Source organism: Candidatus Defluviilinea proxima, from assembly GCA_016721115.1.
Taxonomy (GTDB): Bacteria; Chloroflexota; Anaerolineae; order Anaerolineales; family Villigracilaceae; genus Defluviilinea; species Defluviilinea proxima.
The window spans coordinates 827,189-842,184 of the sequence record JADKIW010000001.1 but is presented as its reverse complement, the minus strand read 5'-3'; the positions used below and the strand labels follow the sequence as shown (position 1 = coordinate 842,184).

17 protein-coding genes are annotated in these 14,996 nt (G+C 49.9%); 6 read left to right on the top strand and 11 right to left on the bottom strand.

Annotated elements, in window-relative coordinates; translation table 11 throughout:
- Positions 1–44 precede the first annotated feature (44 nt).
- The gene (locus IPP66_03885; protein MBK9924411.1) at positions 45–743 is read left to right on the top strand and encodes a hypothetical protein; all 699 of its coding nucleotides are present in this window, start codon (positions 45–47) and stop codon (positions 741–743) included.
- Positions 744–865: 122 nt separating this feature from the next.
- A complete protein-coding gene (locus tag IPP66_03880; GenBank protein ID MBK9924410.1) occupies positions 866–2,740 on the top strand; it encodes a hypothetical protein in 1,875 nt (624 codons plus the stop codon).
- A gap of 64 nt (positions 2,741–2,804) precedes the next feature.
- Here the strand turns inward: IPP66_03880 and IPP66_03875 are convergent, their stop codons facing one another.
- From IPP66_03875 to IPP66_03855, 5 genes are all read right to left on the bottom strand, one after another.
- Positions 2,805–3,629 (bottom strand): hypothetical protein, encoded by an 825-nt coding sequence (locus IPP66_03875; GenBank protein MBK9924409.1) that lies wholly within the window; start codon positions 3,627–3,629, stop codon positions 2,805–2,807.
- A 159-nt stretch (positions 3,630–3,788) separates the two neighbouring features.
- Positions 3,789–4,226: a DMT family transporter gene (locus tag IPP66_03870; protein ID MBK9924408.1), complete on the bottom strand. Its 438-nt coding sequence runs from the start codon at positions 4,224–4,226 to the stop codon at positions 3,789–3,791.
- A gap of 139 nt (positions 4,227–4,365) precedes the next feature.
- Positions 4,366–4,941 (bottom strand): TlpA family protein disulfide reductase, encoded by a 576-nt coding sequence (locus IPP66_03865; GenBank protein ID MBK9924407.1) that lies wholly within the window; start codon positions 4,939–4,941, stop codon positions 4,366–4,368.
- Positions 4,942–5,043: 102 nt separating this feature from the next.
- The gene (locus IPP66_03860; GenBank protein ID MBK9924406.1) at positions 5,044–5,712 is read right to left on the bottom strand and encodes a thioredoxin family protein; all 669 of its coding nucleotides are present in this window, start codon (positions 5,710–5,712) and stop codon (positions 5,044–5,046) included.
- A 41-nt stretch (positions 5,713–5,753) separates the two neighbouring features.
- Positions 5,754–6,143, bottom strand: a complete 390-nt coding sequence (locus tag IPP66_03855; GenBank protein MBK9924405.1) for an OsmC family protein — start codon at positions 6,141–6,143, stop codon at positions 5,754–5,756.
- A gap of 305 nt (positions 6,144–6,448) precedes the next feature.
- Here IPP66_03855 and IPP66_03850 point away from each other — a divergent pair, with 305 nt between their 5' ends.
- The 4 genes from IPP66_03850 (at position 6,449) to IPP66_03835 (ending at position 7,778) form a co-directional block, all read left to right on the top strand.
- A complete protein-coding gene (locus IPP66_03850; GenBank protein ID MBK9924404.1) occupies positions 6,449–7,045 on the top strand; it encodes a sigma-70 family RNA polymerase sigma factor in 597 nt (198 codons plus the stop codon).
- Positions 7,038–7,304, top strand: a complete 267-nt coding sequence (locus IPP66_03845; GenBank protein MBK9924403.1) for a zf-HC2 domain-containing protein — start codon at positions 7,038–7,040, stop codon at positions 7,302–7,304. The genes IPP66_03850 and IPP66_03845 overlap by 8 nt, the downstream gene beginning before the upstream one ends.
- Positions 7,305–7,372: 68 nt before the next feature.
- Positions 7,373–7,663 (top strand): OsmC family protein, encoded by a 291-nt coding sequence (locus IPP66_03840; GenBank protein MBK9924402.1) that lies wholly within the window; start codon positions 7,373–7,375, stop codon positions 7,661–7,663.
- The gene (locus IPP66_03835) at positions 7,578–7,778 is read left to right on the top strand and encodes an OsmC family protein (protein ID MBK9924401.1); all 201 of its coding nucleotides are present in this window, start codon (positions 7,578–7,580) and stop codon (positions 7,776–7,778) included. Before IPP66_03840 ends, IPP66_03835 begins: the two co-directional genes overlap by 86 nt.
- Before the next feature lie 52 nt (positions 7,779–7,830).
- Here IPP66_03835 and IPP66_03830 read toward each other — a convergent pair whose 3' ends face one another.
- From IPP66_03830 to IPP66_03805, 6 genes are all read right to left on the bottom strand, one after another.
- Positions 7,831–8,130, bottom strand: coding sequence for a rhodanese-like domain-containing protein (locus IPP66_03830; GenBank protein ID MBK9924400.1), 300 nt, complete (start codon positions 8,128–8,130; stop codon positions 7,831–7,833).
- A gap of 124 nt (positions 8,131–8,254) precedes the next feature.
- Positions 8,255–9,775, bottom strand: a complete 1,521-nt coding sequence (locus IPP66_03825) for an FAD-dependent oxidoreductase (protein MBK9924399.1) — start codon at positions 9,773–9,775, stop codon at positions 8,255–8,257.
- A gap of 110 nt (positions 9,776–9,885) precedes the next feature.
- Positions 9,886–10,974, bottom strand: coding sequence for a radical SAM protein (locus IPP66_03820; protein MBK9924398.1), 1,089 nt, complete (start codon positions 10,972–10,974; stop codon positions 9,886–9,888).
- A 48-nt stretch (positions 10,975–11,022) separates the two neighbouring features.
- On the bottom strand, positions 11,023–12,642 hold the full coding sequence (locus IPP66_03815) for a hypothetical protein (protein ID MBK9924397.1): 1,620 nt from the start codon (positions 12,640–12,642) through the stop codon (positions 11,023–11,025).
- Positions 12,643–12,699: 57 nt separating this feature from the next.
- Positions 12,700–13,314, bottom strand: coding sequence for a transposase (locus IPP66_03810; protein MBK9924396.1), 615 nt, complete (start codon positions 13,312–13,314; stop codon positions 12,700–12,702).
- A gap of 475 nt (positions 13,315–13,789) precedes the next feature.
- A complete protein-coding gene (locus tag IPP66_03805; GenBank protein MBK9924395.1) occupies positions 13,790–14,527 on the bottom strand; it encodes a hypothetical protein in 738 nt (245 codons plus the stop codon).
- Positions 14,528–14,996: the final 469 nt, after the last annotated feature.

The window sequence follows — 14,996 nt, the reverse complement described above, 5'->3', positions numbered from 1 at the left end:
CTGCCCTTGAAATTGGTGTAATATTCTATTCAGAGAAAACCACCGTGCCAAAACCATCCACTTCTCCCATATTCAATTCTGAGATTTACACAAAGATCATTCTGAACGATCTGGTCGTTTATTCCGTCTATACCCTCCACAAGCAGGGACTTGAGATCTCATCCGAAGATATCATCGCTACCTGTTTTGCCTTGTTCCCCAAGCGCTTCTCGATGCGGAAGTATCCGCAGTATCCTGATTCGGGCATCGTCAGCAGGCGTTGGAGCGACTGCAAAAGCAAAGGCTATTTGAAAGGCAATGCCAGCCAGGGATTTGAGCTAACTGCCAGAGGCATCAAGCGTGCTGAGAAAGTAGAGAAGTCACTCGGTGAACCGCTGAAACCTGTCCGCGTGGAAAAGGTAAAAGTGGAGAAACCAGATGCTTCTGAGAAAGAAGCGGTTCATCCTGAACTCAAAGCACATGCGAAGAAGTACGTCCGCTCGATAGAAATGTCTGATGCATACAAACATTTCAAGAAGGGCGAACCGTTCAACGAGTTCGATTTCAGGAGCATGTTGCTCTGCACCATGGAATCCCCGTCAACGACTCTCGCACGGAATTTGAATCAATTCAAAGAATACGTGGACATCCACAACCGCAAAGATTTATCGTCCTTCTTGGAATTTTGTGAAAGTAAGTTTTCAAGCTTGCTTGGTATAGCGTCACAACAAGTTGAAAAGAAATCTTCAAAGACTAAAAAGTAATCTCTAACCACGGAGACACGACACTTGCACCGCACTGCGTTTGGTGCAGTGCAGGTGAGGCACTGAGAAAATAAAAAACTCCGTGTCTCTGTGTCTCAGTGGTTCAAAAAAGAAAGGTATGAATGTCAATCAGCCGCAAACTCCAATATGCTGACAGGGTCGCCCTGCAACAGGCGGATCAAGCGATCCGCAAGGATGTTTTGCGCGCCTTGGTTGAGATCATCACCAACAGCAACGATAGCTACTCCCGTCTCGAAGATAAGGGACACAAAGTTGGCGGTGAGATCATGATCGACGTTTGGAGAAAGCACAAGAACTCCATCATCCGTGTGCGTGACTTCGCTGAAGGCATGGACGACAAGCGCATGGACAAAGTCGTTGGCACGTATGGCGAAGCGACCAGCGGCATGAAAGAGGATTTGCATGTGCGTGGCATGTGGGGGCGTGGACTCAAAGATGCCATTTTTGGTTTGGGTTATGGCTACGTCATTTCGATACGAGATGAAATACTCTATCGCAGTTCACTGCTCCTCAAAGAAGGTGTGCCCACGTTCGATCTTGATGAGCCCACACCTGTCACAGAAGAACTTAGAACCAAATATGGAATCCCCGAAGGCAATGGAACCGTCATCGAGATCGTTGTCTCACGCGAAGATGTAAAGATCCCGCAGTTCGAGAACATGCGCAATTATTTGCAACGACATTTCGAATTGCGTACCATCATGGCGAACCAATCGCGCCTCATCATCCTGCGTCATCTCATGGGCGTCGATAAGGTCAAAGATGAACACGTCCTTTCGTATAAGCCGCCCAAAGGTGAGATGGTTCTCGATGAACGTTTTGAGATCGAGGGCTATCCTGCTTCGGCGCATTTGCAATTACTAAGATCAAATATTCAACTTTCCACGCGCGGCGAAGAGGGCGATTACGCCGATGCGGGTCTACTCGTTATCAGTCAGGGCACGGTCATATCGCTGACCATGCTCAAATTTGAGAATGATCCGTATGCGTCCTTTTTCTACGGCTCACTCGAATGCGATTATCTCCACGATCTCCTCAAAAAAGACGAGCCCGTCCTCACCGCAACTCGTGACGGCATCAACTGGTCATTGCCGTTTGCCAAAGCGTTGAAGCAGGCTGTCGAAAGCCGTATCGAACCTCTCGTCCAGATCGAACGTGAGCATGCCGTCCAGGATGAGCAGATCAAACTCGATAAGCAACTGCGCAAGAAACTCGATAAGACCGTCCGTGAATTGAACGTGATCGCATCTTCTGAATTAAGTGAGAGACGCACATCAGATGGAAAACCAGAACCGCCTCCTTCTGGACTTGAGTTTGCTCCCGTCCGAGCATATGTGCAAACGGGACAGATGGTCACACTTACTTTAAGAGCGCATCTCTCCGAAAAGATTCACGATGGCGCAAAGGTCTTTGTCGTATCGAACAACCCTGAAGTGGACGTGTTGACTCCCAAGGTCAAGATCGAAGCGACGGAAGAGCATCCGCATATTGGGTTTGCCAAGATCCAAGTGGAAGGGAAACAAGTGGGCAACGAGGGCATCGTGACCGCTTATTTAGGTGACCAAAAAGCGCAAGCGGTGGTGCAGGTTCGTTCACGCAAAGAGGAAGTGGAAGAGACGCAACCCCGCAAACATCACGGACTCTTCACCGACATCCGCTTCGACGATCGCATGGATCCACGTCAACGTGTGTATCTGGATCGAGTCAACTCAACGATCGTGGTCGCCACTGCCGCTCCATCCGTGAAGCGCTATCTCGATGGTTCCCATCGCCTCGACACATCCACGCAGGGACAAGTGCTACTCGCCGAATTGATTACCGAAGCCGTCTGCCGTGAGATCGCCCGTCAAGGCGTCGAAAGCGGAAAGTTCCTCGCCCCCGAAGGCTCCGAAGCCGACGCGATCCAAAGTCACTTCATTCGGTTACAGAACCGCTATGCTCATTTGATCCATGATGTGATCGTGACGAAGGAATAATTAGTATAGGGGCACGACTGTCCTCTAAATCGCGCAGAGTCCTACTTGTCGGGTGCACACGGTGTTAGGTGTTTTTTGAATTTACAAGGCATCGTTGCCAAACGGAAAGGAAATCTTTTTGAACTTTTTCCCCTTTTTCGTCAACAACCGCCTTCGCAACAGAATAAAGCGCCATTTCTATTTCGGCAAAGGCTTTGCTCACGGTTATGTGTGGATTGCAGAACTCGATGAAGCTTTTACCTACCCAGGAATGCGTATATAACTCATAAAAAATGCCATTTAGACCGATTTCCTTTTGACCTTGAATATCGAAGAGGTGTAAATGCTGAAGAGATTCAACGAAGGGGTCTATCCAATTTCCAGCCAGTTCTATTTGAATTATGGAGGTTGAGAAATCATCAAGGGACAAACATAAGCCGAACGCAACTTGATAGTGTGAACCATAGTGTACGACTGTGATTCTGGCGGGCAATTGGAACTCAAGCGAATGGGTATCTGGAATGATATTTGCTGCCCAGATATCAACGGGATCAGATTCGTCTTTCCTCAGTAGCTCGACAGCATTCCAATTTTTTAGATCTACTGCAAGGTCTGTGCAGATCGCTAAAATTTCTACTCGAGCAATCGACTTTGCTGCCTCCATTTTTCCAAAATCCGTATCAATTTTTCTTATGTCAATTTCTTCCAAAATCTCAAGACCATTTGGAAGTTCTTCCACGAGGGAAAGAGCTTTTTGCAGTCTGGCAGATTGCATCCTCGTTTGGCTCAATTTTAGATAATCTTGTATCTGGCTTCTGATTTTTGGCAAGAGACTGAGTCGATGACGTATCATTTCGTCTACACGTTTGCGCATGGACTCACGATCTACTTGTACTTTGTCATCATCCATAATTCACTCTTTTGTGCAATGAAACGCCTAACTACCCCATATGGGGTGTTATACAGAATTATTCTACATAACAACTTATGTACAGATTATATGACTGTATATTCCAAAGAGCAAACAAGTACCCAATTGGCGCTCAAAACATATTATCGTGCCTTTGTATTATTTAACGGTCAACCAAACCCCGAACAAAACAACAGCCAGTCCGATGATTCGTGTCACATCCAATGGACGAACAGCCGCATCCAGAATGCCGTAGTGATCGATCACCGCACCTGCAAGGACTTGTCCCGCGACAATCGTTGTAACCGCTGCCGCCACGCCCACACGCGGGATCATATAACTGATCGCCGCAATCACGACCAAACCGAATATCCCTGCACCGAGCGTATACCATGGCGCACTCCGCCATTGACTCAATTTCCCACCGCTATAGATCAACAATGGGACCAACGCAATCAACGCCCCGCCAATATGAACAATGAAGATGCTTTCGAAGATTCCCAGTCGCTGTGTGAGCATGCTTGCCATCGGGCTTTGCAGTCCCACTGCGATTCCGCCCGCCAAACCGATCAGAATGATGAGGATGATTGATTCCATGTTGTTGTCCTTTGTTTTTATTTGATGATACCTGATTTATGGAAAACAAAAAATCCGAGGCCAAAGCCTCGGATTTTTCAGTAAGGAACCTGCCCTCCTCCAGACGGTTTCCTCATTTTTATGTAAAGTAGGGTCGCCCCTACTTGATCAACGGCGTGACGTACTTCTCCAACATCGCCTTGCTGATCTCGCCTGTCCACGCATAACGGACGGTCCCAGTGCGGTCGATCACGTACGAGTTGGGGAGAGTCCCATTGCCGAAAGCTTTCAGTGAAGCGCTGTTCGGATCAAGCCAAACGGGGAAGGTCATTTCAAAACTTTTGACGAACGGTGTTACCTCTTCCAATGGCTCGCCTGCTTCCACGGCGATGACGGAGAAACCGTCAGCTGTATGTTCATTGTGATACGCCACAAGAGTTGGCATCTCTGCTTTGCAGGGTGGACACCACGTTGCCCAATTGTTGACCAACACGACACTGCCAAGATAATCTGTCAATCTTTCGGTCTTGCCCTCAATATTTTGCAAGGACAATTCTGGCGCCGCATAGTTGACTTTCATCGGTACGACAGAATTGAGCGATTCCGTATTACTTTCCGCTTTTGGTAAAGCCGCGAGTAGAACAGCAAAGCCGATCAGTAACAGCCCCACTGCAATGGGCGCGACGGGAAATTGATTTTGTCCTTTGCGGCGATATTTCTTCTTTGGCTGTGTCATGTCAACGCCTTAATTTCTTTGGACACGGAAGACACGGACTTTACGGATCTTTCCGTCACTTTAAAAAATTCCGTGTTCTCCGCGTAATCCGTGTCCCAAAAATTAATTCTGTAACGCCTTCATGATCTCTGCAACAAGATTCTGCTCAGGGACTGCACCCACGACCATGCCTTTGCCTGCATTGATGACAGTCTGCGGTACGCCACGGACGTTGAACTGGTTGGCCAATTCTGGGAACTCAGTCGCTTCGACGCCTTCAGCGGTAATCATCTGCGGATTTTCCATCGCCATCTGATGTGCCAACAACACCGCACGCGGACAGTATGGACACGTCGGTGTGACGAATACCTGTAAATGCAGTGGCTGTGTGAGATTCTTCAAGAACTCACGTGTCTTTGCATCAAGGCCTGACTCCCGCTTCGAAACAATGATGATGTCATTGATAAGTGTGCTGAATTCGTGTCCCGAAGGAATACCCGAGAATTGGATACCGAGATTCTTTACTTCGGCATTGTCCTTTGCGGCAATGACGATGCCAGGCGCGTTGATCACATTGAATTGACCAGCCACATCTGCGTTCTCTTGCATGTCATATACACTCAGTTCGAGCTTGTCGTTGAGCGCGATCACTTCTTCGAGAAGTTGCCTGGTCTCGTTGCAATAGTCACAGTTATCTTTTGAGCCGAAGAACAAGATCTGTACAGGTTCTTTGACTCCTGCGAAAGCTTCTTCGATCTGTTTAACGATCTGGTCGTTGAGCACTTTTTCCATGTTTTATCTTCCTTTACCTGTAAATATGACAATCTTTATGGTTAGGCGGGTTCGACAACCTTGGTGGTCACTTCGAATTTGGGCGGGTTCTCAAGCGTCTTTTTCACTTTGCATAATTCCGCTGTGCGGACCAGCGCATCGTAATACTGTGACGGGAACGTGGATGGAACCTGGATCTCGAGATCGATCTTTTCCATCATGCCGTGAGCGCCCGCATGATTGCGTTGCACAATGTGAATGCCTTCTGTGGGCAGATTGCGTTGTTTGCAGAACCCTAGAACATAAATGCCTGCGCACGTGCCAATGGATGCGAGGAATACCTCAAAGGGCATCGGTGCAGAGTCAACGGGTGGTTGGTCGGTGGCGATGGTGTGACCGCGGAAGTGTGCGTCCACGCGGGAGCCGCCGGGGAAGTCTATGATCATTTCCATGTGATTTATTTCTCCTTGTTGTTTCATCTGGTGGTTGACCGCAAGCAGTCGAAACCACATTGTTTTGCTGTTTACATCCTTTGGATGCACAGAGTTCGAAAAAGTTGCAAGATTTACAAGTAATGGATGTATACTTTGCAAACGTGTACGGTGTTGGGTAGGGGCGCGGTCTTCGCGCCCCATATCAAGATCACCTTGTATAAGCAAAGCAAATCTTGTTATTTCAGTTACAGGGCGGGGAGACCCGCCCCTACGGAAAACACTTTGCAACTTTTTGACCTGGACTGCATCTAATGAACAAGACAATGTCGACTGAAATTTCACTGGAAGCCCTCATCGCTGGAGACCGCGCCGAATTTGCTCGGCTTGTGGACGCATATTCCAGTCCCATTTATCGGCTTGGCTTGCGCATGCTCGGTAACCCGCAGGATGCCGAAGATGTCCTTCAGAACACGTTCATCAATGCACTCACCCATATCCAAAAGTTTGAAGGCCGCTCCAGTCTGGCCACATGGCTGTACCGCATCGCATCGAACGAAGCGCTGATGTTGATCCGCAAGAAAAGGCCTGAGATTAATCTGGATGATGTCGAGGGCGGGGATGAGGATGAAGATCTGCGACCAACCCAATTTGTCGATTGGAGCGCTCTTCCAGAGGATGAATTGCTTTCAGGCGAAGGAAAAAAATTCCTCGATGAAGCGATCGGCACGTTGCCCGAATCCATGCGCATTGTTTTTCTCTTGCGCGATGTCGAGGGCTTATCCATCAAAGAGACCGCCGACGCGTTGAATCTGAGCGAGACTAATGTCAAGACCCGCTTGTTGCGTGCGCGTGTGTACCTGCGCGAACAATTATCTTTTTATTATGGCGACCGTTTATCAGTGAGGAACGAGAATGAGTGAACACATCCACAAGAATTGTAAAGAGTTGTTGGGATCATTGTCATCGTATATCGATGGCGATCTCAGCCCCGATCTTTGTGACGAACTCGAAAAGCATCTTGCAGGATGCACCGATTGTCAGGTCGTTTTGAACACCACCAAGCGGACCATTGACCTCGTGCATGCTCCCATCGAAAAGCCTGACCTGCCCGATGACGTGCGCGAACGCCTCTTCAAACGTCTCAATCTTGATAATTACCTGGCTCCTAAACCCAAATAGTTTTCTACACTACATCCTCGTCCTGAGCGCAGTCGAAGGACGCTCAGGACAGCAGTGACAAGGACATCATGGCATCTGACACCGTACAACTCAATTGGAATCCCGAAGAACAATTCGTTCTCAGCGACAAAGAAAATTACAAGATCAAGATGAAGCGACCCGGCGGCGTCAAACCATCGGACATGCTTGCGATGGCATTGATCGGTTGTTCATCAGTGGATGTGGTCGAGATCCTTCAAAAGCAACGGCAGGATTTACGCGAACTCAAAGTGACTGCCGAAAGCACACAGGACGATACCCCCACCCTGGCGTTTTCGCAAGATACACCTCCATTATCAAGCCATCGGCAAAGGCATTGACCTTGATAAACTCGCCAAAGCGATACGGGTCAGCGAAGAGAAATACTGCTCGGTCTATGCCACGCTCAAAGATGCGATCGAGATCACGCACGATTTTGAAGTGATGGAACCGTAATTGAGAATCAAAAACTCCGAAGCCTACACTTCGGAGTTTTGTTTTAGCAACTTTACTTCTTCGTCGAAAATCCCTTGCCAGACCAAACCATCATCCCGCCGTTCATATTGATCGCGTTATAACCAGCGCTCACAAGCATCTTCGTTGCAGACCTGCTGCGGCTTCCCGAAGCACAAACGCAGACGATCTCCTTATCCTTGGGTAATTCGTTCATGCGTTCTTTCAACTCTCCAAGTGGAATTAACTTCGCGTTGATAATGTGACCCGTCCGAAACTCTTCAGGCTGACGAACATCCACCACGAACGGGCGTTTCGGTGACTTCAACTTCTCGTTCAACTCATCTGCACTCACAGATGGCAGGGGCGCTCCAAACAAAGATTGTAATAAGCTCATTTTGATCTCTCCATGTAAATTGATGTTAGTTGTTAGATGCAGAGATGTGAAAAAAGTTGCACCTGTAATGCCCCGCTTTTGTTTACTTCTTCAACTTCCTCGCCCGCCGTTTTTCTCTACCCTTCTTCATCAACTTCTCGATCCATGCCACGAACGGTTCAGCAGGCAAGTACTCAATTAACGCAAATTTCTCTAGCCCACGCGATTCCAACACGGCGTTCGCGGCTTCGATGCCAGTTAAACATGCCCGTTCCAAAAAGAATGCGGGCGCGGGATGACGCACCCAATCACCGGCACAAAACAAATTCTTCCACGGCGTCACGATCCCCAAATATTTTTCCTTCGGGCCAACTTGCGGCAGTGTATGCACCTCGGCGTTCCTCTGCAAGTGCTGGCTCACACGATGACCGCGCAATTCAGGGAACGCCTGTTGCACATCGCCGATTGCCTGCGCAAGCAACGTGGCATCGGGCAATGCCAGCACCTCAGGCGGGCCGTACACATGCACCTCGATTGTGCTTCCACCTGTCTCACGCGCCCAACGCCGATACGGGTCATACAAACGGTCGAGCCAAAAATAATTGTGCACAGTGAAATTGCCTGTGAAGATTCCTGCCTCTGCACTTTTCTTTGGCTTGGCATCGAACCACAAACGGATCACCGCGTTCGCCAGCGCGCGCGGAAAAAATAATTCATCCACGCTTTCACCAAAACTTGCGCCCAGGATTTTCTTTGCATTATTTGGATCGGTTGCCAGGATGACATCATCCACCAAAGCGGACTCTTCGCCCTCGGCCATTTCCCACTCAACCAGCCATTTCTCATCCCGCCTTTCAACCCGCTTCACACGTGACCCAAGCCTGACTCCGCCTCCGAGTTGTTTTATCTTCTCTGCCAGCGGTTCACAGACGCTTGTCCCGCCATCTTCAGGGAGATAAGAAAACATCCACGCATCGCGGCGCATCAACGTGTAGAAACGCAGAAAGGCAATAAACCCTGAAATGGATACTTCATTCGGATGGCTTGAAAGTCCGTTGCGGGCCAGGCCGAGGAAAAAGGCTTTGAGCGCAGGCGACCATTTGATCGTCACGTCGCTGAGCATGATCCCTTCCATCGGTTGATTCTCTGCGAACGGATCGATGCCCACAGCCATGATCAACCCTGACCATACATCGAACAATGCCGCCCAATCACGCAGGTCAAGCATCCACAAGAATTTTCCACGTAGGAACAATTGCAAATAATGGAACGGCGCAGGGATGAACGAACGCCGTATCGCAGAACCGACAGGCGCCATGCCCATGAACGATTCGTCTTTGTAGATCCAATTTTCTTCCTGCGCAGGGACAAACACGGGACGCAAATTATGCCGCGCCAGCATCGCTTGCAAATTACGATATTGTGACCAGATGCCATGCACGCCATGTTCGAGACGAAAAGAATGATTCCCAACTTGGATCGTTTCGCCGCCTGCCAACCTACCGCCTATGAACTTCTCATCCGCTTCGAGAATGAGTGGTGTGAGTCCGCGCTCGGCAAGGTGCAATGCCGCACTGAGTCCCGCCACGCCTCCGCCGATGATGATGACATCAGGATTATTCATTGAGAAACCCTTTAAACACTAAGGACACGAAGTACACAAAGGAAGGAAAAAGGCGAGAGCCTTCAAACCTTTCTCCTTCGTGACCGTTGTGCCCTTTGTGGTTAATTCTCTTACCCTGGAACATAAGCAATAAGTTCGTTCCCGCGTACTTTCTCGGATAGATATTCAAACGGATGTGCCTGCATGAGCGATGGCTCCGCGTAGCACTGTTGAAAACAGGAGACGCATGAGGTCGGTGCTTCGCCGTATCTTTTCTTTGAGATCGTCCACGCTTCATCCCATGTGTTGACACTCAGCAAGTTGACCGCACGTCCGCCTTGTTCGCCGCCAGCTTTTTCCATCGGGCGGCAGGGATAGGCCAGCCAGCCGTCGGGCATGATGCGCGGGACGAGGGTGGGATAACATTCATAGGGAGTCTGGTCGAGCAGTGACTTGAAGTAAGAGTAACTGCCAACGATCGGCGCACCTTGTTCCTTTAGCTCAATAACCTTTTCAATAAATGCACGATACGCAGGCGATGTGACCAGTTCATAACGCGGTAAGTTGTTGACTGACTGTGGCGAGAACGAAATGTGCGCGTTGTTCTCGGTGCAGAACACGATGAGCTTGTCCATGCTGGGCAAGGTCTCAGGTGTGATGACCGCGTTGAGGATGAGCTTGAAGTTATATTCTTTTTGCAGGGACGCGGCTTCGCGCGCATTGGCAATGACAGTCTCTGCATAGGCATCGGGCACGCTGACCATACTGAGCGCTTGCGGGTCGGTTGAGTCGAGGCTGATGATCAAGTTATCCAACAGGGTTAGAAGGTTGGAAGGTTTGAAGGTTGGACCGTTTGAATGTGCCAACTTGTCAACTTTCAAACGTTCCGATAATAACGTCCCATTCGTGATTAAGCTTATGTCTTTGAACTTCAGATCCTGTCGTGCATACTGTAGCAAATCAAGGATCTGCGGATGCATCAACGGCTCGCCACCTGTCAGCCAGAGACGGTCGATTCCGGTGCGAATGACTTTCAATATGTGTTTTGTGTTTTCAAGCGAGGGAGCGGGTGTGACGAGGTGATTGCGCCGTGAGCCGAAGTCTTCGCAGTAGGCGCAGTTGAGGTTGCATTGCATTGTCACGTAATAGACCGCGATATGCGGGTCGAGGGTGAAATCGCCGCGTGTGAGTTTAAGCAGGTTACTCAGATACGTGAACATGTGTACAGATTATACGAGCAGTTGCGTAATCACGAGCTAACAATCGAGTTACAACAACCTTCTTAAAACTTCGATCAACATTTGCACTAACAGGATCTTGAGGATCAGAGCGACAGGATACGTACTGGCATAAGCAATGGATGGTAGGTCGGTTTCGGTCTGACTGTTGGCAGAGGCGAGCGCGGGTGGGTTGGTCATGGAGGCGGTCAGCGAGCCCATGGCGGAAAGCAGATTTACGTTATAGAAGCGGATCATCACCACAAGCCCAGCCAGCGCAGAAAGCAGGGTGATGGTTGCACCTGCGAGCAAAAGTATCCAACCTTGATTCTGTAAAACATCCATCAGGTGTGCGCCTGCGTTCGTACCAGCGCCTGCGAGAAAAAGCATAAGGCCAAGTTCACGCGTCAGGTTTTTTGCGGCAGGCGGAACGTAGATGCGAAGCGGGCCGACGCGTCCGAAGTGGCCGATCAAGAGGCTAACGAGAAAGACTCCGCCAGCCATGCCCAGTTTCACGGTCACACCGTTGCCGAGTGGCACAGCGATCAGGCCGATCAAAACACCAAGCAACAAGCCAACGAGGTAGGCCGTCATGCTGGTTTCACTGGCGCGGCGCGGTGAACCTTGTGCGCGTCCCACAAACGCCTCAACGGCTGACTTTTCGCCCACCACACGGATGCCATCGCCCATCTCCAATGTGACGTTACCGTGCGGAGCGATCTCGAGTCCCTGGCGGCGGATGCGGGTGATGACCACGTTGTACTGTTCCCAAACACGCATTTGTGCGAGCGATTTGCCGGTCAACGATTCGTCCATCACTTCCACATCCATGCTCAAGGCTTCGGCATTGACATCCATGCGTTCAGAGGTGCGTTCACCGAGCAGGAGAGTCATTTTGTCGAGTTCATCGGCTGTGCCGACGGCCATGACAACATCGCCCATGTGCAGGATGGTTTCTGGTGTTGCGGCGAAGACGCGCTCTCCATGCTTGATGCGGGAGAGATTGACTTTTGCCAATCTGCGTGGGTTGACCTCTGCCACGGTTCGTCCTTCACAATTCGGATTGGTGATGCGGAATTGAAGTGCAACCAGCCCCGGAGTTTCAATTGCTTTTTCCTTGAGCCATTTCTGCTCTTCGGTTCTTACTGGACGTTTGAGCAGGCGTGGCAAAAACTGAATCAAGATCACCATGCTGACCATGCTAAAGGGATAGGCGATACCGTATCCGACTGAGGCGAGGGGAGCGGCATCTGGCGAGACGCGATGCAGAACATCCAGCAATGACGCGAGGGCTGGGGTACAAGTGAGGGCGCCGGTGTATAACCCTGCGGCGAGAGCGGGGGATAGCTGAAGCAGGAATGCGATCACCACCGTGACGAGTGCTCCGGTGCCGGTGGTGACAAGTGCAATGACGAAGAATTGTGTCCCACTGCGGCGGAAGGTGCGGAAGAAGCTGGGCCCTGCCGTCAACCCGACCGAGTACACGAACAAAAGCAGGCCAAAGTCCATCACTTCTTTGGGGACGCTCAAGCCGAAGTGACCGAAGACCAGCGCGATAAACAACACACCCGCGGTGCCGAGCGAGATGCCTCGCCAGGTCCATTGACCAAGCCACGCGCCGAATGTGAGAATGGCAAACAGGACGAACATTGATTCAGTGAAAGGGTTCATAATACGGTGATCTCTATTTGGAAAATGCCCCGCAATTGTAGCCGATATTATCAAAGGTCATTCTGAGATGGGACTGGATGCGTTGATCGGATTTTCATCGTCTTTATCCCACAACAACGGATTGGCGTTGATGTACTCCGTTTTGTTTTGCAGGTCTTTGTGGTTGCGGAGGATGTGTTCGTAGTAATTGCGTTGCCAGATAGGCGTCCCTTTGAATTCAGGGATTTTCCAAATGCGTTTTGTCACACGTGATTTGAATTGCGCAATGATGGCACCGAGAGATGCGGGTTGCGGTCCATGAGGTAGGGGCGACCCGTCAATGCCTGCCGTTGTATTGATTTGCAAAGGTCCTTCGTTTGGTCTTGTCCTTGTTTGACCCTGGCGGGTCGCCCCTATGTTTTCATGGATAAATAAATTTCCATGAAAATGATTTGGCATGACCATATGCGCGCCCAATGTGACATAAGACAATCGTTTCGGCAATTCCAACCATGCCCATTCAACAATCTTCCCGACCTTGTTTAACTTCATTTCCCCATTCACCACCTCCCCAAACAGATATTCCCTCCGCCATGCAACGATCGTAACGAAATATCCGCCCGCGCTGGCGTAATCATATTCTTTCAATCGAATGGATCGTCGATGATGCTTTTGTGGATCATATTTTGGCATGGGATAATTATAAATCGTTGCCTGTGTATGACCGGGTTATCCTTCTATCCCTGTGTAAGGGCGACCCACCAATTCTCACCGTCGTCACGATTTGCAATGACCTCAAGCCTGACAACGTTCCCGTTTGCCCTGACGGGGCGCCCCTACATCCCTCGTCACGACCATGTAAGGCACATTCCCTAAATACAACGATGTAAACTCTTTATTCGCATACAAGCTTTAACTCGTCGTATTTGGGGGAGGACGGGTGGGGGCTTACACGGACTCGCTGTGCTGGGTTTGAAGCTTCTTCTGCAATTGGAGATATCTAATCTATCGTAAGGGCGACCCACCAACGCCTAACATCATCACACCTTGCAGAGACATTTTGCTAGACACGTATCCTGTTTGCCCTGACGGGTCGCCCTTACATCTCTCGTCACAACCATGCTTTCTATCCTCTCCCCAAAAACTCGATCACACCCTTATCTCGTAGCTAGGGCATCTCGGTAAATCGCAGAGCCTTCAGGGAATCGTCGGTACGCTTGTATTCCACGCGCACGTTTCCGATGGGATGATACATGTCCATGGGAATATTGCTTCCGTTGGAGACAACCTGCGTGTCCTCATCTGCCTGAATAGGGATGAGCAGGGATGCCTGAATACTCTGCACCGTGACCGGCACAGCCAGTGTCCAGGTGATAGTGTCACCCCAGCTACTGCCATGGATCGTTCCATCCAGCGTTCCGCGTGAAGAAATGCCTGTGGGGAGGATATGATTCATTTCAGGCGTGGCGATGACCGCATCCACCTGACGAATGGAAAGAGCTTCGAAATCCCATTGCCCTTTGGTGAAGGTGACCTCCACCGTCTGAAAGAGCGGAAAGGCGTCGAAGGTGGATGAGTCGGGATTGGCAGCGAGATAGTCGCGCAAGTTGGTGTAGGGCGTCTGGTCAGAGGCGAGTTGTGTATCAAAGGTGAGTGTGAACAACAACTCCACACTGGATTCGACACCATCCACCAACACTGGGATATCGATATTGAGAGTTGCCCGCAACTTCCCATCGACCGTGGAACATGCCCAGTCGCCGGTGATGTCGCCGCGAATGACCGCCTGTCCGTTTTCGTCGAATGCAAAAAGATCTTTATTGGATATTGCTGAGTTTACTTGTGAGTTGCACCCGGTCAGGAGCAAAATACCGATAAGGAGAAAGAGCCGCGTTGCAATGTTCATAGGATCTCCAAAGTCTGTGTGGGTTTTTGGTTCCAACGACCGATCATAACATCTCTGGGCTCTATGGGACTGCCTCTACAGTTCAACCGCAGCCCCGCACCGTTGACCCACTTCTTTGTCATCACATATGTGTTAGGACTATATCTCATCTATTGTAAGGGCGACTCACCAATGCCTATCGTCGTCACAACCATGCAAGGCACCTCCCCTAAATCCGACGATGTAAACTCTTTATTCGTATACAAGCTTTAACTCGTCGTATTTGGGGGAGGATGGGTGGGGGTTCTCACTCCTCCCTTATCACACTTTACTGGCCTCAAAAACTGAAAATGGACACGGCCATATATGGGGGTGGTTTAAATAGGGAAATGATAGCTTCCACATGGGGTGCCTATATAGTGCCTATATGGATCCTAGCTAGTGCGTATACCCCGTCTAGGACTGAAGATCCCCCATATCTGGGTTGTGC

Bases quoted from the DNA above. Each gene is read 5' to 3' on its own strand.
- IPP66_03825 (MBK9924399.1), bottom strand. From the start codon at position 9,775: ATGAATAATCCTGATGTCATCATCATCGGCGGAGGCGTGGCGGGACTC.
- IPP66_03815 (MBK9924397.1), bottom strand. From the start codon at position 12,642: ATGAACCCTTTCACTGAATCAATGTTCGTCCTGTTTGCCATTCTCACA.
- IPP66_03880 (MBK9924410.1), top strand. From the start codon at position 866: ATGTCAATCAGCCGCAAACTCCAATATGCTGACAGGGTCGCCCTGCAA.
- IPP66_03875 (MBK9924409.1), bottom strand. From the start codon at position 3,629: ATGGATGATGACAAAGTACAAGTAGATCGTGAGTCCATGCGCAAACGT.
- IPP66_03870 (MBK9924408.1), bottom strand. From the start codon at position 4,226: ATGGAATCAATCATCCTCATCATTCTGATCGGTTTGGCGGGCGGAATC.
- IPP66_03850 (MBK9924404.1), top strand. From the start codon at position 6,449: ATGTCGACTGAAATTTCACTGGAAGCCCTCATCGCTGGAGACCGCGCC.
- IPP66_03805 (MBK9924395.1), bottom strand. From the start codon at position 14,527: ATGAACATTGCAACGCGGCTCTTTCTCCTTATCGGTATTTTGCTCCTG.
- IPP66_03810 (MBK9924396.1), bottom strand. From the start codon at position 13,314: ATGCCAAAATATGATCCACAAAAGCATCATCGACGATCCATTCGATTG.
- IPP66_03855 (MBK9924405.1), bottom strand. From the start codon at position 6,143: ATGGAAATGATCATAGACTTCCCCGGCGGCTCCCGCGTGGACGCACAC.
- IPP66_03840 (MBK9924402.1), top strand. From the start codon at position 7,373: ATGGCATCTGACACCGTACAACTCAATTGGAATCCCGAAGAACAATTC.
- IPP66_03820 (MBK9924398.1), bottom strand. From the start codon at position 10,974: ATGTTCACGTATCTGAGTAACCTGCTTAAACTCACACGCGGCGATTTC.
- IPP66_03865 (MBK9924407.1), bottom strand. From the start codon at position 4,941: ATGACACAGCCAAAGAAGAAATATCGCCGCAAAGGACAAAATCAATTT.
- IPP66_03845 (MBK9924403.1), top strand. From the start codon at position 7,038: ATGAGTGAACACATCCACAAGAATTGTAAAGAGTTGTTGGGATCATTG.
- IPP66_03860 (MBK9924406.1), bottom strand. From the start codon at position 5,712: ATGGAAAAAGTGCTCAACGACCAGATCGTTAAACAGATCGAAGAAGCT.